The sequence below is a fragment of the Paenibacillus sp. FSL R10-2796 genome (genome assembly GCF_037965315.1).
Lineage (GTDB): Bacteria > Bacillota > Bacilli > Paenibacillales > Paenibacillaceae > Paenibacillus_AQ > Paenibacillus_AQ odorifer.
On sequence record NZ_CP150178.1, the window covers coordinates 5,367,331 to 5,388,060 of the forward strand.

General features: G+C 41.4%; 19 protein-coding genes. 6 read left to right on the plus strand and 13 right to left on the minus strand.

Features of this window, described 5'->3' with window-relative positions:
* Window positions 1-1,114: 1,114 nt before the first annotated feature.
* Entirely contained in the window at window positions 1,115-1,576 is a 462-nt protein-coding gene (locus tag NST58_RS24180; protein ID WP_179086285.1) for a hypothetical protein, read from the minus strand.
* Between the two features lie 266 nt (window positions 1,577-1,842).
* Between NST58_RS24180 and NST58_RS24185 the strand changes: the two genes are divergently transcribed.
* On the plus strand, window positions 1,843-2,697 hold the full coding sequence (locus NST58_RS24185) for an AraC family transcriptional regulator (protein ID WP_076191869.1): 855 nt from the start codon (window positions 1,843-1,845) through the stop codon (window positions 2,695-2,697).
* A 208-nt stretch (window positions 2,698-2,905) separates the two neighbouring features.
* On the opposite strand, the gene NST58_RS24190 is transcribed toward NST58_RS24185, so the two are convergent.
* The gene (locus NST58_RS24190; protein ID WP_081387827.1) at window positions 2,906-3,238 is read right to left on the minus strand and encodes a transposase; all 333 of its coding nucleotides are present in this window, start codon (window positions 3,236-3,238) and stop codon (window positions 2,906-2,908) included.
* 180 nt (window positions 3,239-3,418) lie between these two features.
* Here NST58_RS24190 and NST58_RS24195 point away from each other — a divergent pair, with 180 nt between their 5' ends.
* Together NST58_RS24195 and NST58_RS24200 are read left to right on the plus strand one after the other, a co-directional pair.
* Window positions 3,419-4,198: a hypothetical protein gene (locus NST58_RS24195; RefSeq protein WP_076191875.1), complete on the plus strand. Its 780-nt coding sequence runs from the start codon at window positions 3,419-3,421 to the stop codon at window positions 4,196-4,198.
* Between the two features lie 174 nt (window positions 4,199-4,372).
* Window positions 4,373-4,696, plus strand: coding sequence for a hypothetical protein (locus NST58_RS24200; protein ID WP_076191877.1), 324 nt, complete (start codon window positions 4,373-4,375; stop codon window positions 4,694-4,696).
* A 279-nt stretch (window positions 4,697-4,975) separates the two neighbouring features.
* Here the strand turns inward: NST58_RS24200 and NST58_RS24205 are convergent, their stop codons facing one another.
* From NST58_RS24205 to NST58_RS24225, 5 genes are all read right to left on the minus strand, one after another.
* A complete protein-coding gene (locus tag NST58_RS24205; protein ID WP_076191880.1) occupies window positions 4,976-5,617 on the minus strand; it encodes a transposase in 642 nt (213 codons plus the stop codon).
* A gap of 123 nt (window positions 5,618-5,740) precedes the next feature.
* Window positions 5,741-6,574 carry a 3-methyl-2-oxobutanoate hydroxymethyltransferase gene (panB, locus tag NST58_RS24210; protein ID WP_076191882.1) on the minus strand — a complete coding sequence of 278 codons (834 nt, stop codon included), beginning with the start codon at window positions 6,572-6,574 and terminating at the stop codon, window positions 5,741-5,743.
* A 37-nt stretch (window positions 6,575-6,611) separates the two neighbouring features.
* The gene (locus tag NST58_RS24215; protein ID WP_076191884.1) at window positions 6,612-7,394 is read right to left on the minus strand and encodes an AraC family transcriptional regulator; all 783 of its coding nucleotides are present in this window, start codon (window positions 7,392-7,394) and stop codon (window positions 6,612-6,614) included.
* 16 nt (window positions 7,395-7,410) lie between these two features.
* Window positions 7,411-7,986: a LysE family translocator gene (locus NST58_RS24220; protein WP_076191887.1), complete on the minus strand. Its 576-nt coding sequence runs from the start codon at window positions 7,984-7,986 to the stop codon at window positions 7,411-7,413.
* Window positions 7,987-8,095: 109 nt separating this feature from the next.
* Complete coding sequence (locus NST58_RS24225) at window positions 8,096-8,626, minus strand: TetR/AcrR family transcriptional regulator (RefSeq protein ID WP_076304613.1); 531 nt, start codon at window positions 8,624-8,626, stop codon at window positions 8,096-8,098.
* Window positions 8,627-8,795: 169 nt separating this feature from the next.
* Here NST58_RS24225 and NST58_RS24230 point away from each other — a divergent pair, with 169 nt between their 5' ends.
* Window positions 8,796-9,842: a 2-dehydropantoate 2-reductase N-terminal domain-containing protein gene (locus tag NST58_RS24230; protein WP_076191892.1), complete on the plus strand. Its 1,047-nt coding sequence runs from the start codon at window positions 8,796-8,798 to the stop codon at window positions 9,840-9,842.
* A gap of 50 nt (window positions 9,843-9,892) precedes the next feature.
* Here NST58_RS24230 and NST58_RS24235 read toward each other — a convergent pair whose 3' ends face one another.
* Complete coding sequence (locus NST58_RS24235; RefSeq protein ID WP_076191895.1) at window positions 9,893-11,602, minus strand: glycoside hydrolase family 95-like protein; 1,710 nt, start codon at window positions 11,600-11,602, stop codon at window positions 9,893-9,895.
* A gap of 379 nt (window positions 11,603-11,981) precedes the next feature.
* On the opposite strand from NST58_RS24235, the gene NST58_RS24240 reads away from it, so the two are divergent.
* Together NST58_RS24240 and NST58_RS24245 are read left to right on the plus strand one after the other, a co-directional pair.
* Window positions 11,982-12,281 carry a hypothetical protein gene (locus NST58_RS24240; protein WP_076191898.1) on the plus strand — a complete coding sequence of 100 codons (300 nt, stop codon included), beginning with the start codon at window positions 11,982-11,984 and terminating at the stop codon, window positions 12,279-12,281.
* 19 nt (window positions 12,282-12,300) lie between these two features.
* Complete coding sequence (locus tag NST58_RS24245) at window positions 12,301-13,041, plus strand: alpha/beta hydrolase (RefSeq protein WP_076191900.1); 741 nt, start codon at window positions 12,301-12,303, stop codon at window positions 13,039-13,041.
* A 90-nt stretch (window positions 13,042-13,131) separates the two neighbouring features.
* Here the strand turns inward: NST58_RS24245 and NST58_RS24250 are convergent, their stop codons facing one another.
* From NST58_RS24250 to NST58_RS24270, 5 genes are all read right to left on the minus strand, one after another.
* Entirely contained in the window at window positions 13,132-15,114 is a 1,983-nt protein-coding gene (locus NST58_RS24250; protein WP_076191902.1) for a methyl-accepting chemotaxis protein, read from the minus strand.
* A 53-nt stretch (window positions 15,115-15,167) separates the two neighbouring features.
* Window positions 15,168-16,283, minus strand: coding sequence for a UDP-galactopyranose mutase (gene glf / locus NST58_RS24255; RefSeq protein ID WP_076191905.1), 1,116 nt, complete (start codon window positions 16,281-16,283; stop codon window positions 15,168-15,170).
* Between the two features lie 123 nt (window positions 16,284-16,406).
* Window positions 16,407-17,423, minus strand: coding sequence for a glycosyltransferase family A protein (locus NST58_RS24260; protein ID WP_076191908.1), 1,017 nt, complete (start codon window positions 17,421-17,423; stop codon window positions 16,407-16,409).
* A 21-nt stretch (window positions 17,424-17,444) separates the two neighbouring features.
* Complete coding sequence (locus NST58_RS24265) at window positions 17,445-18,071, minus strand: hypothetical protein (protein WP_076191910.1); 627 nt, start codon at window positions 18,069-18,071, stop codon at window positions 17,445-17,447.
* A 6-nt stretch (window positions 18,072-18,077) separates the two neighbouring features.
* A complete protein-coding gene (locus NST58_RS24270) occupies window positions 18,078-20,522 on the minus strand; it encodes a glycoside hydrolase family 3 C-terminal domain-containing protein (protein WP_076191912.1) in 2,445 nt (814 codons plus the stop codon).
* Window positions 20,523-20,730: the final 208 nt, after the last annotated feature.

Here is a 20,730-nt window from a genome sequence, read left to right on the forward strand (position 1 = left end):
TATATATGCGAACATCTTTTATCAATGATTAACTTAGTATCACTTGCATATATTGCTCAGTGGTGGCGTTATAAATTTATTAAATGATAACTTACATCAGTAGTAGCTAAGTACTCTCGAAATGGCTAAAATGAATTTTGATTACACAAAAACAAAGACTGTAACTCACAACGAGTATACAGTCTTTGTCTTAGCAGCAAGCTCGGCCTGCTGGGTAATTCTACCCCAAGCTTCTTAAGTACCGTACCATTCCATTACATTCATGGCGATCATCTTTTTGACTTTGATTAAGATTAATGGCATTCGCAAACGCTATACATATGACTGGTATTCCTTTCCAACCTTTAGTCTTCCTCCTGCAAGCATTTGTAGTGCACAGAATGAGGAGAAAATAGCAGAAATATTAATAGCATCAGGCTTCTGTTGTTCTACTTGAAAGGTAATTTATAACAAAAAATAGTGAAATATTCCGTTTAAACGGAATATCTCACCTATTGAATTATTGGTTAATATCTATATTTTGGACCGTAAAACATGTACCTACTGCATATTGATTCCTCTATCGAAGCCCTTAGGGGTAACTTGATAATTCACATTAGATTTAACAGTTAACGCTATCAAGATCTCTTATCAGAATAAAAACATCCCCACGATGGAGACTTCTCATTCTCGCAAGGCCAGTTGGCATTGGCAAGCGTTTCCGTTCTAACTTCGCCGCTTCCGGCTATAACAATCCAATCCCCCTCTTGGAGACATTGCCAAGCAGTACATCTCCTGCAGTAAATACATGAGATTTCTCAATATCTTTAATGAGAAGCATCACGGAAGCTCCGCCTTTAGCCACATTGATAGTATCCGGATTTAACTGCTGAATTAAGTCCTTAGTCCTCGAAATTCAGGAGGTCTTTAACCTCCAGCTTATCCAACTTGTTTATGATCCAAGTGATACATAATTATTATATATATTGCTTAATAGATCGATCTTTTGAACTTATATCTGGGATGTTTTGTCATCAAGTGATATAGCATAGCTGGCGGATATCAGAATCGTACTGCAAAGAAACGTCCAGATCAGCAACCCTAGTAAAACCCACATTTTATCTCCTCCTTCACTCTATTGTTTCTCTGTTCCCCACTGATGGTGGCCGAGCAATTGTTGACCAAGTTCAGTAAGAAAAGCCGGGGGATGTTGCCCCTCGAGATATTGCTGCTCCCGCTGTTTGATCAAGGCATGATTGTTCTCTTGAGCCGGAATATACCTTAGGGGGAACCAATCTCTATCCGTATAACTCGTAATCCGCAATCGCCGCTGGTCAATAATAATTAAATCAGCCAGGTTGGCTTCAAGAGCTAAAATTCGATTTCCATCTTGCATGTTAATACTGCTTCCGTCTATATTAACGGACAAGAGTCTAGGATACCCGTCGATTTCGCACTGCAAAACTCCACCCAGATAGCGGGAGTATTCAAGATAACGGCAAATGCCGAATATATCCGTGGCATAGACCGGATGTCCCAGATATACTGATGATGATTCAAGGAACCCGTCAATGGCTGACTCTCCATTTGTCTCCACGCTTCAAAACGCAACACGTAGAAAAACGGAACTGCTTTTCGCATGTGCACGTATCCTTTCTCTTCCCAGGTATGGCGAACCGCGCCGTGGTCAAGTATCAATATGTCACCACATCCATTCGCTTAAAATCTCTTCTTATCCTCATATCAATTTTACAAATGAACCGAACGGGGAACAATAAAGGTTGTTGTTGTCTTTCGGTAAAATATGATATATCTTGTCATTATAATGTCATCCAATCAATAATGTTTGAAAGTAGGTGTCTTATGCGCGAGAGCAACGACTTATTATTAACCCATACTTCTTTCGCCTACAACAGCAAGCTGATTTACGCTGGTAAGTTAAGCGACAACCCGGAGTGGAAATTTGCGCTTCATAAGCATGAAGATTTGCATGAAGTTATTTTTATTGAAGGCGGAATCGGTTCGTTTGTGATTGATGGTAAGGCCTATACTGCAAAAAAAGGGGATGTATTGATTTATAATCGGGGGATTTTGCATGAGGAGCAGTCTGATCCAGACAAACCATTGTTTACCTATTACTGCGGATTTCGCTTCAACTCTCCTATTGCCGAACAACGTGATTGGGTCATTCAACCCGACCGAGAACCAGTCATTCGTTCGAACCATTATTCAAATGAGCTGTCCTTGCTGATGAAGACATTATTTGGCGAGTTTTCGCTGCGAAATAGTGGTTATGAACAGATCTCTCAGCATTTATTAGAAGCTATCCTGCTCCTGCTTGAACGCATGCTTCTTTTGCAGCATCATACTACAAAGGAAGGGAAATCCCCGCTTGCCAATCAAATCAAAGAATATTTAGACACTAATTACAGACGCAAGCTAAGCCTTATGGACCTGGCACAATTTTTTCATATCGACTCCTATTATCTGGTTCACATATACAAGAACAATTTCGGAATCTCACCGATCAACTACTTAATTCAGCGCCGTATGGGAGAAGCCATGAGACTATTGGCCAGTACCAACAAGAAGGTATGGGAGATCGCCAAAATGGTTGGATACGACAACCCCAATTATTTCTCCATTCTGTTTACCCGTGTAATCGGTGAATCCCCCCGCAAATTCCGAGAGAGGAACCAGAAGGATCTGTATAATTAATGATTCAACTTCAGGAGTTCATTTTTCTAAACAAAACCTTTCTTATTACAGGGTGAACTAAAGATCCAACCTTCAGTTGATAGAAACGGACGTTCTTGTTCTTCTTAGTTTTGGTGGGGGCATTTTCGAGAATTCAAGGTATGAGTTGCTGGAGTGGGGTCTGAAAAACCAGAATCACTAGCCTCATCTGCGAAGAAAAAAAGAGCCTCTATGTATGTATAGACCTCGGAACCGGAGGGTCACAATATCTTATTTGTTTTAATAGATTCTTAACTCCCTTGTATAAAGGGGAGGGGTACTGCCCTCGACGAGCTGCGAGCGTTGGGAGTCTAAGCTTGTTCGCTGTCATGTACACCATCGCAATCAAGTTTTGGACATTACGGTAGTCCCGCGTTTTTCTCTTTACCGCTTGGATGAGCCCGTTAATAACTTCAAGGAAGCCATTCGTCATACGACTATGAAACCATCGTAAGATGCATTCTTCGTGTCGCTTCAAGGTAAGCGTCAAACCTAGCCCACCTGTAAACCTGACGCCAGTCATGAGATCATAGGCATATCTTAAATCAAGGTTTTGGATAACTCCATCATAGGTTTCAGTTGGGAGCGTCTAGCCCCAATGTTGTCAGGTTAGTAGAAATTGGTATAGCAGAGGTAAACGATAGGAATGGATGAATCCGTGTGAAAAAACAAATCCACTACGATATCCCATGTGTTTAACAAGATGAAAAGCGATGAATTTAAAGAAAGTGCAAAGCGGTACGAGAAAGATTTTAAACGAAATCGAAAAATGGGATTTATTCCGTTGCTGCTGCTCGTCCTTCGAATGGTTCGAAAACCAACACAGTTAGAGTTGGATGAGTTTCGAGAGCGATTTATGCCAGAAGAAGCAGCAAAAACCACATACACGAAACAATCGTTCTCCGAAGCCAGACAAAAATTCTCTCCCACTGCGTTTACGATGCTGAACGACGAATTAGTTCGAGCCTTCTACGAAGAGAATGCTTTAAAAACGCACCACGGTTTTCGGCTACTGCCGATGAATGGCAGCGTGATGGAACTACCCAATACCTCGGAAACTCGGAGTGTTTATGGGTATACCACAACATACAAGATTGGGTTTCGGATCGCCAGAGCTCTCTCTTCCCATTTGTACGAAGTGGAAAACAAACTGATTGTAAGCACCTGTCTCAGTCGATATGACGATAATGAACGCGATTTGGCCAAACGCAATATTGAACATCTGTTGCAGTTGGAGTCATCCTCAGTTCGAAATCTAATTCAATTTGATCGTGGTTATCCGTCTGCGGACTTCTTGTTGTACTTGCAAGAGAGAGGGATCGCTTACTTGATGCGGGCACAAGGATCATTCTACAAAGAAATCATGAACACCATTCAGCCGGATGAAAACGTAACGATAGAAATTACGAAAGCCAGAGCCTACCAGCTTAAGAAGCAGGGTAAGATCATTCCGCCGGGAACAGTGTTGCACGTTCGAGTCTAGAAAATAGAGCTGTCCACCGGCGAAACGGAAATCCTGCTGACGAACGTCAGCGCGGATGAACTGAGTTACGAAGCGAGTAAGCCGCTGTATTTAAGATGGGGAAATGAAACTTGCTTTGATGATTTGAAACAGAAGTTTGAGATTGAGAATTTTCGGGACAGGAGCCCCAACTCATTGAGCAGGACTTCTACGCTAGGGTTCTGCTGCAACATGGCTTCCGTAAGGGAACAAGAGGCTGAGGAACAAATGATGGAAACTAAACGAACGGAGCCCCTGAAGTACAGCGAGTATCGAATAAACCAAAATATCTTGGTCGGCAAACTACGTAACCGGCTCATTGAAATGGCGTTGGAAGAGGATGATGGAAAACGGGAGACTCTACAGGCTCGCTTTCTGGAAGAACTACAGCGTAATATTGTTCCTGTCGTCAAGGGTCGCTCCTTCACGCGCGACAAACAGACAAAAGCTAATAAAAAAACCAAGAGGCGAGGGCTATAAATGCTTAACCTGACAACATTGCGTCTAGCCCACCCCATCCATTCCCGTAAATAGACATCGGCTAGAATTTGAGGCTGTGTCCGGAGCTCCTGCAGAGATAGCTTTAAGCGGTAAGATTTTCCCATTTGGAAGTGCCCGTCCTTTAGTTTTTCCAGTTTCAGCTTCTGTTCGTTCTTTAAGGTAGATACCTTTTTAGCCACAGATATCGACTGTTATTCAATTCAGGAACTCGCTTTTGTTCTTCTTTGCGAACTTCATCAACGGCCCCATTCACCATTTTCATGACTTGAAACTTATCAAAGGTACTCTCAGCCTCAGGGAACTGTTCCTGAATGCCTCGAATGTCTCTAGCGTCTCTTTACCCTTTCCTTCATTTGCAAACAACACCGTTTTGGTATCTACATCTACAAATAAAGTGATGTAGCGATGGCCCCGACGGGATGAAGTTTCGTCTACAGCAATTCGTTTCATACCCGTCAGATCCAGTTCATTCATGGCTACATAGACGTAGTAATGAAAAATCAGACACATCCGTGTATTGTGTTCTCGAAGTTCTCTTGCGGCTGCATTGACCAACATCTCCGCCATAAGCCGCATGGCCCAAGCATCGAATTGCAGCGTGAGGTGGGATAGGGGACGTGACCACTTTACAGGAACGAGGGTCACCTTGTGCAGTTTGTGCAGTTGGTCCGAGGGACACGGGCGTGCATATAAGTTTTCCAATTCCAAAAATCCAGATGACACCTTCTTCTCCGCATCATAGGCTTTACATGCAGCACCACAGGACGGACAAGAGAACATCGCGCTCCGCTCGAAGTCGATGAATAGATACCAGGCCTCGTCTTTATTATCATATTCTATATGTGTCAATTTCCATGGTTCTTCGAGCTCTAAGGCAACCTTAAACATTTCAGCAATCATATTATCTTTAGTACTTACTGAGGTTAGGCAGTATCGACAATTCCTCTATTAAACAGATATCGGGCATTCACTACAGTGAGGGAGCAAATAAAGTAACGTTTTACTCTATAGCTACAGATGAATTCATTTTGTTCCATAGAGTGCATTCAATTCTTCTTCCTTCATCGTAAAGGAGTGTCTCTCTTCAGGAAACTGACTATTTCTCACATCAACAGTATACGCTTTAATAGCGTCTAATATTTGATTATCCATTGATTGATACTGTTTTACAAACTTAGCAACTCTCTCAACACCATAACCAATTATATCATGGTAGACAAGAACCTGGGCATCTACATCTACACCGGCACCTATACCTATGACCGGAATCGAAAGTACTTGGGATACTTCCCCTGCGAGTTGTCTTGGTACACATTCCAAAAGAAGAGCAAATGCCCCTGCAGCTTCACATTTTTTAGCATCTTCCAACAGTTTCTTAGCTGCTACTGCATCTTTCCCCTGTACCTTATATCCTCCTAAGACGCCGACTGTTTGCGGGGTTAAGCCAAGATGCGCGCAACTAGGAATCCCCGCACTCGTCAGGGCTGCAATATGTTCGATTACGTCATCGGCACCTTCAAGTTTCACTGCGTGGGCACCGGCTTCCTGAATTAATTTTCCGGCATTAAGTAATGTATCTTTAACTGATAGATGATAGGTTAAGAAAGGCATATCTGTAATGATAAAGGTCTCTTTTGCTCCTCGTTTGACGGCTTTTGTATGATGAATCATATCTTCGAGTGTAACAGGAATGGTTGAATCATATCCCAAAACAACCATTCCTAGTGAATCCCCAACTAAAATGACGTCTACGCCCGCTTTCTCTGCAAGTTTTGCAGAAGGATAATCATAGGCAGTAATCATTACAATTTTATCTTGATTTCGCTTCATTTTTAGTAAATCAGTTGTTTGTATCAAGCACACTTCCTCCTCAAACTGTTGAGTTAGTATATCATTAGTTTTTTATATGTGACATGTAATCAAATGCGGTTGTCCCATAAACATTCTTAAATAATTTATTTAAATGAGTTAAATCTACAAAACCACACATAGCTACCGCTAAATAAATATCTCCATAGGTTTCAATTATCCGCTTCGCATAGTCAACCTTTAAATTAAGAAAGTATTGATATGGAGTGATTCCCGTATGCGCCTTAAAAAAACGGATGAATTGAAATTTAGATAGATCAAGCTCACTACATATATCATCGATTCTAAGCATGCTCTCCAAGTTCGTTTGATGAATAATATTTTTCGCTCTCCGAATTACAGTATCATCTCTTTTATAATCTGAAGAGAGATCGGTTTGCATAAGGCTTTCTATTAAAGTAATAAACAAGTCGTAGCATAATGCCTCATCTCTTTCATTTGATATAGCGCGAAAAAGACTTAACACTTTTTGTCTTAGCTTAGAACTGTACACAACAGGTTCTAAAAGACGTACAACATCCTTTTTCTCTATAAGATCTAGAATCATTTGTGGTTCGATATAAAGCATAATATAATCAAGCCCTATTTTGTCATATGCTCTTCCGTCATGTGTTTGTTCCGGATTAAATAACATAACTCCTTTTGGATGAGATAGCTGTAAGTTGCCATTCAAATGATAATGTTGAATACCGCGTAATGTTACGCCAATTGCATATTCTTGATGAGAGTGATTTTTGTACTCAAAATCGCTAATCTGTGCTGATAACGCAGTAATACCAGCTGATCTCTTATAGATAAATTTGTTCACGAAACATCCCTCATCCCTATATCCAGATCATTACTGCTGCGTACACCATAAATAATGCCATAAGGAAATTAACTACTTTCTGGTTTCTCTGTAAAAACTCCTTGAAGATTGTACCGAAAAGAACCCAAGTTGCAAATGCTAAAAATCCGATAAGGGTTACAACCGCAACACTTATTGAAATTACTGGTACCGAATCATAATATGGCATAATAAAATTCGGCAATACCGTCAACGTAAATATGATTACCTTAGGATTTAAGAACTGCATGAAGAAGCCGGATGAAAAAGTACCCGTTTGGTTTGTAGATGATTTAGAAGTATTCATTTTTGAGATTTGATACCCCAAATAAAGCATATATAAGCTACCAATAATTTGCATATAAATTAGTATCTTCGGAATAATTGTGATTAGAGCAGTATTCAAAACAGCAGATACCGCAAGAAGCATGCCAAAGGCAATGGTTGCTCCGTACGTATATCTCATAGCTTTTTTTGACCCGAAATTATTAACAGTAGATAATATGACAATGTTTGTGGGTCCAGGCGTAAAAGTAACAATAAAACAATATAATAGGAATGATACGATATTCACAGTGAGGCCCCCTTCAATATATTCTTTAAGAATACATCGAAAGAGTCGATTGAATGTAGTACATTATTGCAGCAATTATTATATAGATTTCTAAAAAGTCTCTTAGAACCTATTTTCGAACGTTTATGTTCTCATGACCCAAGGAAAGAATGAGTCTGGCAATGGTTTGCGGGCTTTCTCCGTCATTTGACGCGAGCCACTGATTAATAACTCCAATCGACCCATGAACCTTGTATGTGAAGGAATAGTCCATTATAAACGGTTCGTTCGAGTTTTGCTCAAGTAAGATTCGTGTTAAAAACCCGCTTTTTCCACTCTCCGAAATTAGGATCTGATACATGGTTTTCTTATCTTGAATGATGTTCAACAGGTTGATCATGGATTCTTCAGATGTACAGGGCTTGTCTCCTTCTTGCAATGTTTCCGCTAATTCATTATTAAATTCATTCTGCATAACTTCAAATAATTCATAAGGATCTTTGTAGTACAAATAAAAAGTACCACGGTTAATATCTGCGCGGTTGCATATTTCAGTAACCGTTATTTGCGGTAATTTTTTGGTTTCCAAGAGAAACAGGAAGCTCTCCTTAATGAGATTGATCGTATATTTAGTTCTTCTATTATTCTTAATTCCAACCATAAGCTCCCCCTTGTTCTATCCGATCAACATAATAGATGTAATCTGTTTACTTCATACCATTTGCAAATACATTGATGATTGTGATTGCTTAGATGTGTAGATTATACTGTCTTTACGATATTAAATCAACAAGTGTTCACTTAATGAATCGTTAAGGAGATGAACTACAATGACAATTCCCTCAAATAAAACAAACATTCTTATAGTAGGTGCTGGAGCAGTAGGTTTCTCTGTAGGATACCATCTCCACTTATCAGGCGCCGGTATTACCTTTCTTGTACGAAAAGGACGTAAAGCAGCCTTCGATCCTCCTCAGAAGCTATATTGCTATGACGATGCCACGTTGAAAGAATTCAGCGGCTTTAATGTCATAGAGGATATAGAAGAAATACAGCCTCAGCAGTATTCATTTATTATTATTACATTAGACGGCAGTGTGAGCCGTTCACCAGAAGGCGCAGCTATGTTATCCCGATTGGGTGATATCGTTCGTAACTCTACAACTACAGTAATTATGAATGCGTTTGGAAGCGGGATTCGTGAACATTATCTTCTAACCATGAGAATTCCGGAAAACCAACTGTTGAGAGGAATACTGGGGACATTAAGTCATCAGTCCAAGGCAGGCTTGCCTGTACGTGAACCCACAGACCCCAAACTCATTGCCCAAGCCATTGTCTGTTACAAACATCCAGCGAACAAGATCGGTTTCCAGGTCGAAAATAATAATAAACTAGCAGCCAAGCAATTTGTGGCACTGTATAATGAATCCGGGGTCTCACGCTGTGGTCAGGTCAGTCCGGCTATGTTCAATATTTACTCAAGCATAGGTTTTCCCGTGTATGCCGCCTGTGATATCGCAGGCTGGCCGAATTTCACGGCCGTTATCGCCAATAAAGATCTTTGGCGGCTCGCCTGCCGTGCGCAGGGTGAAATAGCAGCCTTGCCCAAGCATGGTCTGATCGGCAAGATTATGGGTTTAGTGATGGGCCCCTACCTGACAGCCAAAATACATCTTAAAATGGAACAAGATATGCTGCCGTTAGATTATCAGGCGTTCAATCGTTTCCATCATGGCGGTAAGGTGAAGGCCCAGGATGTAGAATCTATACGGAATTCGATTGCAGAGGGGCAGCTTCAGGGCAGAGGTATGAAGGCTTCGAAGGAATTATTGCAACGTCTGGTTGAACATGAAGCTAAGAGTCGAGCCACGTAAAGATTACCTATTACCATCCGCACAAATAAGGGCTACACCAAGCAGCCATTTCATGGCGTTTGGGATAGCCCCTTCTCTCCTAATCTATTCAACAGCGAATAACATTTCCCCTGTTCAACTTGGAAAGCAACACTTCCATCCGTCATTTGCTGCCCACTGACTTCGTTGCCGCCGGAGGTGATATGCAGCATGCGGTCAGCCCGCACATGGCAGGTCTGCGTAATCGAAGCTCTAATCTCCGCTGCTGATAAGTGCCCGTCATTCCATTCCACATCAACCTCATAGCCTCCTCTGGCCCGCAGTCCCTTGACATAACCGTCCCTCCAATTCCCGGGGAGCGCCGGCAACAGCTCGATATAGTCTTGATGAGACTGCAGCAGCATCTCTGCAATTCCGGCCGTTGCTGCGAAGTTACCGTCAATTTGAAATGGAGGATGGGCATCGAACAGATTGGCATACACGCCCCCTCTACGAGTTTCCGAATCCCCCGAACTTACAAGTGTCAGCAAATTCGAGAGTAAGCCTAAGGCGCGGTTGCCCTGTTTGAATCTGGCCCATAGGCTGATCTTCCATCCGAGACTCCATCCCGTTCCTTCATCGCCCCGGATATCCAATGATTGCTTAGCTGCCTTATACAGCTCCGGGTCAATATGCTCTGTAACCGTCCGTCCCGGATATACTCCTGCAAGGTGGGAAACATGACGGTGAGGTACATCCTCATCCTCATAATCCCCGGCCCATTCCTGTAGTTGTCCTTTACTGCCAATCCGAAGGGGTCTTAACCTCTGAAGCCGGTTCGCCAGTATTGCGGTGAAATCCTGATCTACATCCAGCTGCTCTGCGGCCTTAGAGCAGTTGTCAAACAGTTCACGGATTAATATAAGATCCATAGTGGAAGCCTTAGTCACTTCATGCAGCCCATTATCCGTCCGGAACCTGTGCTCCGGGGAAGTGGATGGTGAGGTCACCAGGAAACCTTCATCATCCTCCACCAGCCAATCCAGGCAGAATAACGAAGCCTCCTTCATTACCGGGTAGGCTACATTTCGCAGGAACTCCTTGTCACCGCTAAAGGCATAATGCTCCCATAGATGCTGGGTTAACCAGACGCCGCCCATTGGCCATAACACCCAGACCGGCTCCCCATGCCCGTACTCACCAGCCGGCGCCGTCTGCGCCCACAAATCGGAATTATGATGCACCACCCAGCCCCCTGCTCCGTAGTTAATTTCCGCCGTCTTTTTGCCGTTCTCGGACAGCCGCTCAATAAACCGGATCAACGGCTCATGTAGTTCAGCCATGTTACAGGTCTCTGCAGCCCAATAATTCATTTCGGTATTGATGTTCAGGGTGTAATTGCTGCTCCAGGGTGCCCGGGTGTCTTCGTTCCAGATTCCCTGAAGATTCGCCGGCTGGGTTCCCTGACGCGAGCTCGCGATAAGCAGATAACGTCCATAATGGAACAAAAGCTCTACTAAGCCGGGATCGCGGGCTCCGTACTCGGCGATGCGCTTGTCAGTCGGCATGTCTTCAGGAGCGGGACTCTCTCCGAGATACAGGGAGACTCTGCCAAACAACCGGCGGTAATCCTCAAGGTGTCGGTTGAAGAGATCAGAGTACTCTTGAGCAAGGGCTGCCCCCATGATTTCAGTTGTAAGCTTCTCAGGGTCCCGGCCGGGGCTGCTGGCGCCTGTATGTGTATCAAACGATGTGCTTGCGCTGAAGTAAAGGGTAGCACTGGTGGCACCGAAAACATGCAAACCGTTCAGATCTGCCTTTAATCCCCCGCCTTGGTGAATGATGGCTAACCGTCCTGTGTAATTTAATCCCTTCTCTCCATACCGGACGGGTTCCTCGATGTTGAAGTAGTTAGGGGAGACATGCTCCGGCGCTGTTCCAGACAGGATGAACTGGCTTCCGTCTACCGAAACTACAGAACGGAGAGGACTCTCCAGGCTGGCACGAAAATATTCTGGGACAAGTCGACATCCAAAATCCTACTCTCATATCAGTTCAACCGGAATGCTTCATTTAGATAACGAAAAACCAAATGATAAAATCTGCAATATAAGCGAACGGACAGAAATATTATGAATGCATTTTTAGAGCTGCTGCAAAATAAGCCCTTCGAGAAAATTATTGTCAAAGATAAAGCAACCAGTACATTTCAGCGAAATCAATGATCTGAGCAGCGCATATTTCATTAAAAATAGAACCGCGTTAAAATCTCTGATGAAAATCAGGACGGAACAAATAGATATTATCAGCGCATTAAAAAAATTTATTCAGGAAGAATATCTTGCTTCTTCTCATGGACCTCATGCAGAAATGGAAGCAAATATGTGCGCTAATATCGCAGTTGGTTTTATGACCCATTATATTGAAAATGATAATATCTCAACGGATTATCCTGAGATATTTGTGGAAGTATTTAGTTGAGAAGGGTGTAGCGTTACATTTGGATACTTTCGCTGGAGTCGATGTTGCCATCTTTAAACCTGAGAATCCTATTAGTAATAACATCGTCTATTATGTTCATGGTGGAGGATTAGTTACGGGAGATCGCCTAACTGCAGGCCCGTACTCTTCTCAGTTAGCGCTCGCCACAGGTTGTACAGTAGTTGCCTGTTCATACCGATTAGCTCCGGAAGATCCTTTTCCTGCAGGATTTGATGACTCCTACGCAGTTTATAAACATCTAGTCGAAAAAAATCCAGATAGCAAAATAAGCATTATTGGAGAAAGTGGCGGCGCTTATTTATCTTTAGTGATTGCCTTAAAGGCACGGGATGAGAAGTTCAAATTACCTGCATCACTTGTTATTAATAGTATTGTCGCAGATATGTCAGGTAGAATAGTGAGAAAAGATAGTCCTGATGAAACAACAGTATCCGCTGCTGGTATGAATCAGCTTACAAAGATGTATGCCCCTAATCAAGATCTAAAGAATCCTTATATTTCACCTATCCTTGCTGATTTTAAAGGTTTGCCACCAATGAAGATTGTGTATGATAAAGGTGAGTTTCTGGCCATTGACAGTAAATATGTTGCTGAGAAAGCCAGAAAAGCAGGTGTATTCGTTGAGACAACCGAGTATACAAACTGTTTCCATGCTTTCACCACTACAGGCAAGGACACTCCAGAGAGTAAGAGAGAATTATCTGCATCCGCAAAATTTATGTTAAATTCATTTATTTGATATTAAATTCACCGTACTTCTTACTAAAAGAGTCCGAGTCAGACCCTCTATAGATGCAAGGTCTGGCTCAGCATAAAAGCAATCATACTATTATATTCTAAATTTAGACACAGCTGTCAGTAACTTTTGTGCGGTTTCCTCTGAGACTTTCATGAGCTTAGCTACTTCCGCAGATTGGCTAAGCAATTCCGAGGATCGATCCGCAATGTCGCTTGTTCCTTGAGCATTTTCATTATTTGAAGCGGTGATTTCATTAATGGAATAAACCACATTTTGTATGGAAGCTAGTAATTGTTCTGCGGTCACACTGAAATCTGTAACCAGAAGTTGTATAGACTCAGCATCTTTGTAATATTGTTCCCCAGTATCGACCATCGCGTTATAATCCTTAATGACCTTCTTATCAATGAACTCTAATGCTTTTCTAGAACTTAATGTTAATCCCTTTACAGAATCAATTACATTATATGTGACCCTCTGGATCTCACTAGCCGTGTTTGCCGAATTCTCTGCCAATTTCCGAATCTCGCTTGCAACTACAGCAAATCCTTTGCCTGCTTCCCCAGCACGAGCAGCCTCTACTGCGGCATTTAACGACAACAGATTCGTTTGAGATGTAATTTGCAGAATAGAGTCTGTCAATAGATGAATCTGCTCAACAGCCGTGACTTGTTCAATCGCTAATCTAGATTCTGTATCAATGGCATTGTATATTATATGTGCTGCATCCCTTGAGGCTATTGCTGTCTCCTTCAACTGTTTCGCTCGATCAGAAATCATTTCAGCCATAGCAGATCCAACTTGAGCCTTATCAGCAATCGAACTTACGGCTTGCTTAATCTCCGCAGAAGTTTCGCTCATTTGCTGGGCCATCGCCGCTGTTTCTTCCATACCGGCTGACATCTCCTCGGTTGTTGCTGAAACCTCCTCAACCTGAGTTCCCAGCACGTACATGCTATGCGCAGAATGGGTGATATTAGATTTCACATTCGATGTTTCTTCGTTCACCTGATTAAGGATCTCACGAATAGATCCTGACATTTTCTCCAAAGATTGAGCCAATTGCCCTACCTCATCTTTGCGCTTTGCTATATTCGCAGGAATAACTGATGTAAAATCAGCTTGCGCCATAAAATTCACAAACTTAGAAAGACGTTTTATGGGAGTAGTAATTAAGCCTGTTATAGTGATTGAAATAAGAATTACCAATACTATGGTAAATATAATGATAATCCTGGTAGTTGTAAGTGCTGAATGAACCTGTGCATAGGCTTCTTCCTCCGGCACAGTAACGAGTACTTTCCAACCTGTACTTTGAACTGTAGAGAAAGCTGCAGTTCTCTTTATACCGTCATCATCGGTATAAAGAATTGATCCGTGTTCCTTTACTAAAATTGAATTAGTGAATGCATCAAGCATACTTTCGCTTTTTAGCGTATTTTGATAATTAGTGTTCAATTTTTCAGCATCAGGATGATACATGAAGTCTCCTTTGCTGGATAGCAGTACTCCATATCCTGTTTTCTCAAGTTGAATTTGTCCAATGGATTGCTTCAATGCACTCCCAGTAAAAACACTTATAATCATACCTTGATACTCATTCTTGTCATCCAGATATGGGACAGCGAGCATAATTAGGTTCGCTTCAGTTGTAAAACCGGGGAGTAAATCGCTTATGACCGGTTCTTTCGTATTCCTTGCTCTTTGATAAAACTCTTGATTTGCCAAGTCACTATCTTCCTCGTTACTTGCTTCTATAACAGTGATTGAAACGACTTCCTCATCAGTCTTATCAACCGCTTGAACGGCAGCTAATTTCTGTGATGCGTCTAGTTGATAATATCCTTTCGTTGCACTCAGCACCTCATTAATGGCTGAAACCTTAGTGTTCAGCCAGCGGTCAATGGTGGTAATATTGCTTTCTGCTAAATCCAGTTTTTGGTTATCAATGCTGTGAGTGGTTCCGCTTTCAAACTGATTAATTTGAAATATGGCAAGGCTAAACAGAGGTATGAGCGTCAGCATCAAAATGAGTAGTGTTAATCTAAAACGAAGTGTTCGGGTAATATTCAATTTAGTTAAACTCCTTTTCTTCAAGGTGCAGCGGAAGTATTAATTCATTCGGATCATAATGCAGACTGCAAAACCTCTCGTACCTTCTGTAAAGCAACTTCTACAACCTTATCCATATCATAATACTTGTATTCCCCTAGGCGGCCGCCAAATATAACATTGCTTTGAGTTTCTGTTAATGCTTTATACTTTTCATACAGCACACTGTTTTTGCTATCATTTATGGGATAATAGGGCTCGTCCCCCCGTTTCCATTCTTCACTGTATTCTCGGCTAATCACTGTCTTAGGCTGAGTGCCAAATTCAAAGTGCTTATGCTCAATTATGCGAGTATACGGTGTTCTGCTGTCTGTATAATTCACTACAGCATTTCCCTGATAGTTAGTCATATTTATAACCTCTGTTTCAAACCTTAAGCTTCTATACTCTAAAACACCAAATCTGTAGCCGTAATACGCATCGACTGGGCCTGTATAGACTATCTTTTCAGCGAGTTCATCCCATTTCACTTTATCTTCAAGGTAATCTGTCCCCAGCCTCACTTCAATGCCTTCAATCATTCGTTTAATCATTCCCGTATATCCGCCTACGGGTATACCCTGATAGGGATCATCGAAATAATTATTATCGTAAGTAAATCTAACGGGCAGTCTGCGGATAATAAATGCAGGTATTTCTTTGCAGGAACGACCCCATTGCTTCTCCGTGTAGCCACGAATGAGTTTGTTATATACATCTAGGCCAACCAGGTTTATAGCCTGCTCCTCTAAATTCTGAGGGTTCTCAACATAATTTTCTTTACGCTGCTGTTCTATCTTCTTCTTGGCCTCATCCGGTGTTACAACTCCCCACATTTTATTAAATGTATTCATATTAAAGGGCAAATTATAGATTTCACCATGATAATTTGCTATAGGACTATTAATGTATCTGTTGAATTCAGCAAACTGGTTTAGATAAATCCACACCTCCTTATTACTGGTATGAAAAATATGCGCACCATATTTATGCACCTGAATACCATCAACCTTTGCGGTATATATATTTCCTGCGATATGGTCCCGTTTATCGATGATCAGGCATGTTTTCCCTGCTTTTCTCAATTCATGAGCGAACACAGCACCATATAAACCTGCCCCTACTATTAGATAGTCATATTTTTTATTCATAAATGTCACTCTCCAATAATATTTTGCTATGCAAAGAAAAAACGAGTGCAGAGATGGAACCACGGCGAAATGGTTCGGAGTCTCTTCCACACCCGTTCAAGGCTTATAGCGATTATCAATGTTTTAGTTAAAACCAACTAGTCTTTGTGTTATTTTGTATGCTCCAACTGAAATACTGCGTCCCGGGCGGCCTGGTAAGTTCAATAAACCACCCATAATACCATATCTGAGATCACGATACAGCTCTACGTCTTTGTGCTTGATATACCTCCATAGTTCCTTCTTCTTCTCAAGATTCTCAGCCGTTCCTGAACGTATTAAGAAGAAACCGGATATAACCGTCACTATTTCCAAATGATGAAGCATATATTGCTGAAGCTTTGGACTTTCAATATTACTAATTTGTACCTGCTCAATCATAAGCTTGTTAACCTTAATCTGTTGATCGATTCTTTTAATCATGACATTTTCTTGGACCGATTGATCTTCTCTGCCAATGAAATATCTGTAAAAATCCACATTGATATAGTACATTTTCTTAACATGCTGGAGCGGTACATATACGAATAAGTTATCTACATAAAAGGTGTGTTTCGGAAGCTCCAGTCCACAGTCCTTTAATAGCTGGGTTCTGTAAATTAAAGAATGCATCAAGATATATTGTCCTTTACGAAAACGCTTAATATCGTCCCAGGAGAAAACGATTCCCTCTGGAAGCACATTATCATATTTCATAATTTTCTTATATTTTGCGCCTTCTTTTTCATATACAAAATTACTGATAACCATATCCATAGAGTTCTCTGCTGTACCAAAATCACGTAGGGTTTTTAGAATTTTGAGATAGGCCCTTGTATCTACCCAATCATCACTGTCCACTACCTTTACGTACAACCCGTTCGCATTTCGGATACCGGCATTAACAGCTTCTCCATGTCCGCCATTCTCCTGATGAATTACTCTAATTATAGACGGATATTTGTGGGCATATTCATCCGCAATTTCTCCGGTCTGATCCATGGAGCCATCATTTACTATCAGCAACTCTACATCCTCGCCCCCCGGCAAAAGGGACTCAATGCAATATCTCATATAGTCTTGTGAGTTATAACAAGGAATTACCACTGATAATAGTTTCATACGAACACTACCTTTACTTCCCTATTTTTCTGGATTTTGCTTAAAAATCACTTTAAATATCGGATAGAATACCCAGAAGGAAATTGCAGCATTAATCATCATTGTAATAAGATCTGCTGCTGTTTCACCAAATGAGCCCATCCCCCAAGTATTCATCAACAAGTTATAAACAGGGGCTTTGTAAAACCCTTGAGCTGCAGCAGCGCCTATTGTTATTACAAAATAAGCCAATACATACCAGAAGGCAGCCGTCCAAATATTGCTGTTAGACTTAAATGTAATATTCCGCTGTAAGAAAAAGTTAATGATCTGGGCAATTCCAATCGTAATTTGAACTGCGAGGAAATAGGCAAGCCCGCCTCCACCGCCGGAAGCAAGTGAACCTGATCCATAATCAAAAAGATAATAATCACTTCCATCAAAATTATGGCCAAACTGCAAAATTCGAAAGCTTGTATCGACTAATGATGTTTGTGCGAATATACCTTTGAACACAGGCATCATAATCAGTTGTAATACGGTCATTCCGGTACTAAGCAAAAAGAAGACTAGAAACTGGGCAATACTAGGATGCTTTTCCTTGTAATTATTCCAAGCCCCCACTAAACCCGTACCTGATTTTTTATTATTAATATTTACATCGTTCATTTTATTCTACGTCTCCTTTATCGCGTTTGGTATGGTCTTTTTTACCTTAGCGACCTTCACCATTTTACTTCTTTCCTTTAGTACATGATTGAATCCTTTGAAGAAACGACCATTTACGATCATCAGGATTCCATCCAGCATTGGCATATTCATAATACCGCCTGTCATTCTCGCAACACCTCTGAAGGGCATGTGATAGATAGACATCATGATGATATTAGCTGTACTTCTTTTTCCAATCTTAATTAAGAACCAATGTGCAAAAACCATCAAATGGTATGCAAATCTTGCAGCGCCCCCCTTTGCATACTGGCACTGGGCAATCGTATCATTATAACCCAGTGGTTGTGATCTATCCCATTTAGACACAGGCGCTTTATATCCAATTAGGTTCTCAAATTCATCTAAGCTGACATTGCTTGCTACACCTGCATAATAGGTAGGAAGCTTCTTCTTATCATATGGAAGTGGTGCACCTGTTCCTTCCACCAATAAGGTGCCTTTTAATCTGATCTCAGCACTTGAAGCACCAATATTGATCGTGTACTCCGCTTCTTCAACTTCCCATTTATTTGTTTTTACATTGAAGTAGCGGAAGGTTTTATCATCAAATGACAGGGTTACTTCTTTAGTTTCACCCGCTTCTAGAAATACTTTAGTAAATCCCTTCAATTCCTTGTTAGCTCTGAAAATATCCTTTGACATACAACCTACGTACAGTTGAGCAATCTCCATACCGGATACATCTCCGGTATTAGTCAAGTTAAATGTTACCTGATCCTTGAATACCTGAATGTTCGAGTATTCAAAGTTTGTATAGCTAAGTCCGTAACCAAACGGGAAAAGCACCTTCTTATTTGCCGTATCATAATAACGGTAGCCAATATAAATGCTCTCTCTATACTCAACGCTAACCTCCTTGCCCGGAAATTGGTAATAGGAAGGGGTATCTTCATAACGAACGGGATAAGTTTCTGCCAGCTTTCCCGAAGGATTTACATCACCTGTTAAAATCCTGACTGTGGCTCTCGCACCAGCTTGCCCAGTTAAATAACCATGCACCAATCCTTTAACCTTATTAATCCAGGGCATTTCTACCACAGAACCACAAGAGAGAATCACCACAATGTTGGGGTTCACTTCATACAAAGCATTTAATAAATCAATCTGGTTCTCCGGTATCTTCATGCTTTTCCTGTCTAATCCTTCAGCTTCCGTAACTTCATCAAGTCCCATATAGAGAAGGACAACATCTGCCTTTTTAGCAATATCACAAGCCTTGCTTATTTTTTTTGAATTCTTCTTCCCGTAACGTTCAAATCCCGGCTCATATCCGATGCTGACAATATCCGAATTGTCAAAACATTCTAAAACATTATCGAGTATGGTTGGATTTACGATAGAGGATCCAGCTCCCTGGTATCTAGGGGCTTTTGCAAAATCTCCAATCACGGCAACCGTTTTCCCTTTTTTCAGGGGTAATATTTTCTCGTCATTTTTAAGAAGAACTATAGACTCTTCTGCGGCCCACTGTGCTACCTTATGATGCTTTTCCACACTATACTCTTTAGGCCTACTAGAAGCTATCTCTGTTGTGTAAATAAGCTCAAGCAGTCTATCTACACATTCATCTAATACTTCTTCTGCGATTTCTCCGCTTCGAATGGCTCGAATGATTTCCTCATTGGTCTCGCCTGCTGTTGTTGGCATCTCCAATTCGTTACCTGCTAACAAGCCTGCTACACGATCATTACTGCCGCCCCAATCAGTTACCACTACCCCATTGAAATCCCATTCATCCCGCAGGATTTCTTTCATCAAATGCGTGCTTTCATTTGTGTAACTTCCGTTCAATAAATTATAGGAGGACATAACCGTTTTCGTTTCGCCTTCCTTAACTGCAATTTCAAATGCAGTCAGATAGATTTCCCTAAGCGTTCTTTCATCGACAATAGTATCAATCGACATCCGTCGCTCTTCTTGGTTGTTCACTGCAAAATGCTTCACACATGCTGAAATCCCATGCGATTGAATACCTCGAATGTAACCGGCAGCCATCTTACCGGCAAGGTATGGATCTTCACTGAAATATTCAAAGTTTCTTCCGCAAAGAGGATTCCTTTTCATATTAATACCAGGTCCTAGAAGAACATTGACTTGCTGTGCAACGGCTTCCTCCCCAAGATACTCTCCAAGCTTTTCGCCAAGTTCCAAGTTCCAGCTATTGGCTACTGTCGCAGCAGTTGGATAACAGGTTGCCGGAATACTGGCATTAAGGCCTAGATGATCTGCTGCTGCTGCCTGTTTTCTAATGCCATGCGGTCCATCCGCCAAAAATATGCTAGGGATTCCAAGACGATCTATGTTTTGAGTGGTCCAAAAATCTTTTCCTGACATTAAAGATGCTTTCTCTTCCAAAGTCATTTTTCCAATCAAACTTTTATGTTTCATTTAGATTCCTCTTTTTGTAATTTAGTATGTCTCCACCTACAGGAACTCTCTCCAATTATAAGAAAGGGGATTGTCTACGCTTTCATTTACTTACTCCCCCTCCCTTACATTTTATATATATACGTAAATTTTAAGTTTCATCCTGCACTTTTTATATTACCCCCTATCTATTGAATTCTCCATCAACCAAAAAGTTAGAGGGATAAAC

Coding starts and splice junctions, on each gene's coding strand:
- NST58_RS24185 (WP_076191869.1), top strand. CDS start 1,843: ATGCGCGAGAGCAACGACTTATTATTAACCCATACTTCTTTCGCCTAC.
- NST58_RS24190 (WP_081387827.1), bottom strand. CDS start 3,238: ATGACTGGCGTCAGGTTTACAGGTGGGCTAGGTTTGACGCTTACCTTG.
- NST58_RS24195 (WP_076191875.1), top strand. CDS start 3,419: ATGAAAAGCGATGAATTTAAAGAAAGTGCAAAGCGGTACGAGAAAGAT.
- NST58_RS24205 (WP_076191880.1), bottom strand. CDS start 5,617: ATGATTGCTGAAATGTTTAAGGTTGCCTTAGAGCTCGAAGAACCATGG.
- NST58_RS24225 (WP_076304613.1), bottom strand. CDS start 8,626: ATGGTTGGAATTAAGAATAATAGAAGAACTAAATATACGATCAATCTC.
- NST58_RS24230 (WP_076191892.1), top strand. CDS start 8,796: ATGACAATTCCCTCAAATAAAACAAACATTCTTATAGTAGGTGCTGGA.
- glf (WP_076191905.1), bottom strand. CDS start 16,283: ATGAATAAAAAATATGACTATCTAATAGTAGGGGCAGGTTTATATGGT.
- NST58_RS24260 (WP_076191908.1), bottom strand. CDS start 17,423: ATGAAACTATTATCAGTGGTAATTCCTTGTTATAACTCACAAGACTAT.
- NST58_RS24265 (WP_076191910.1), bottom strand. CDS start 18,071: ATGAACGATGTAAATATTAATAATAAAAAATCAGGTACGGGTTTAGTG.
- NST58_RS24270 (WP_076191912.1), bottom strand. CDS start 20,522: ATGAAACATAAAAGTTTGATTGGAAAAATGACTTTGGAAGAGAAAGCA.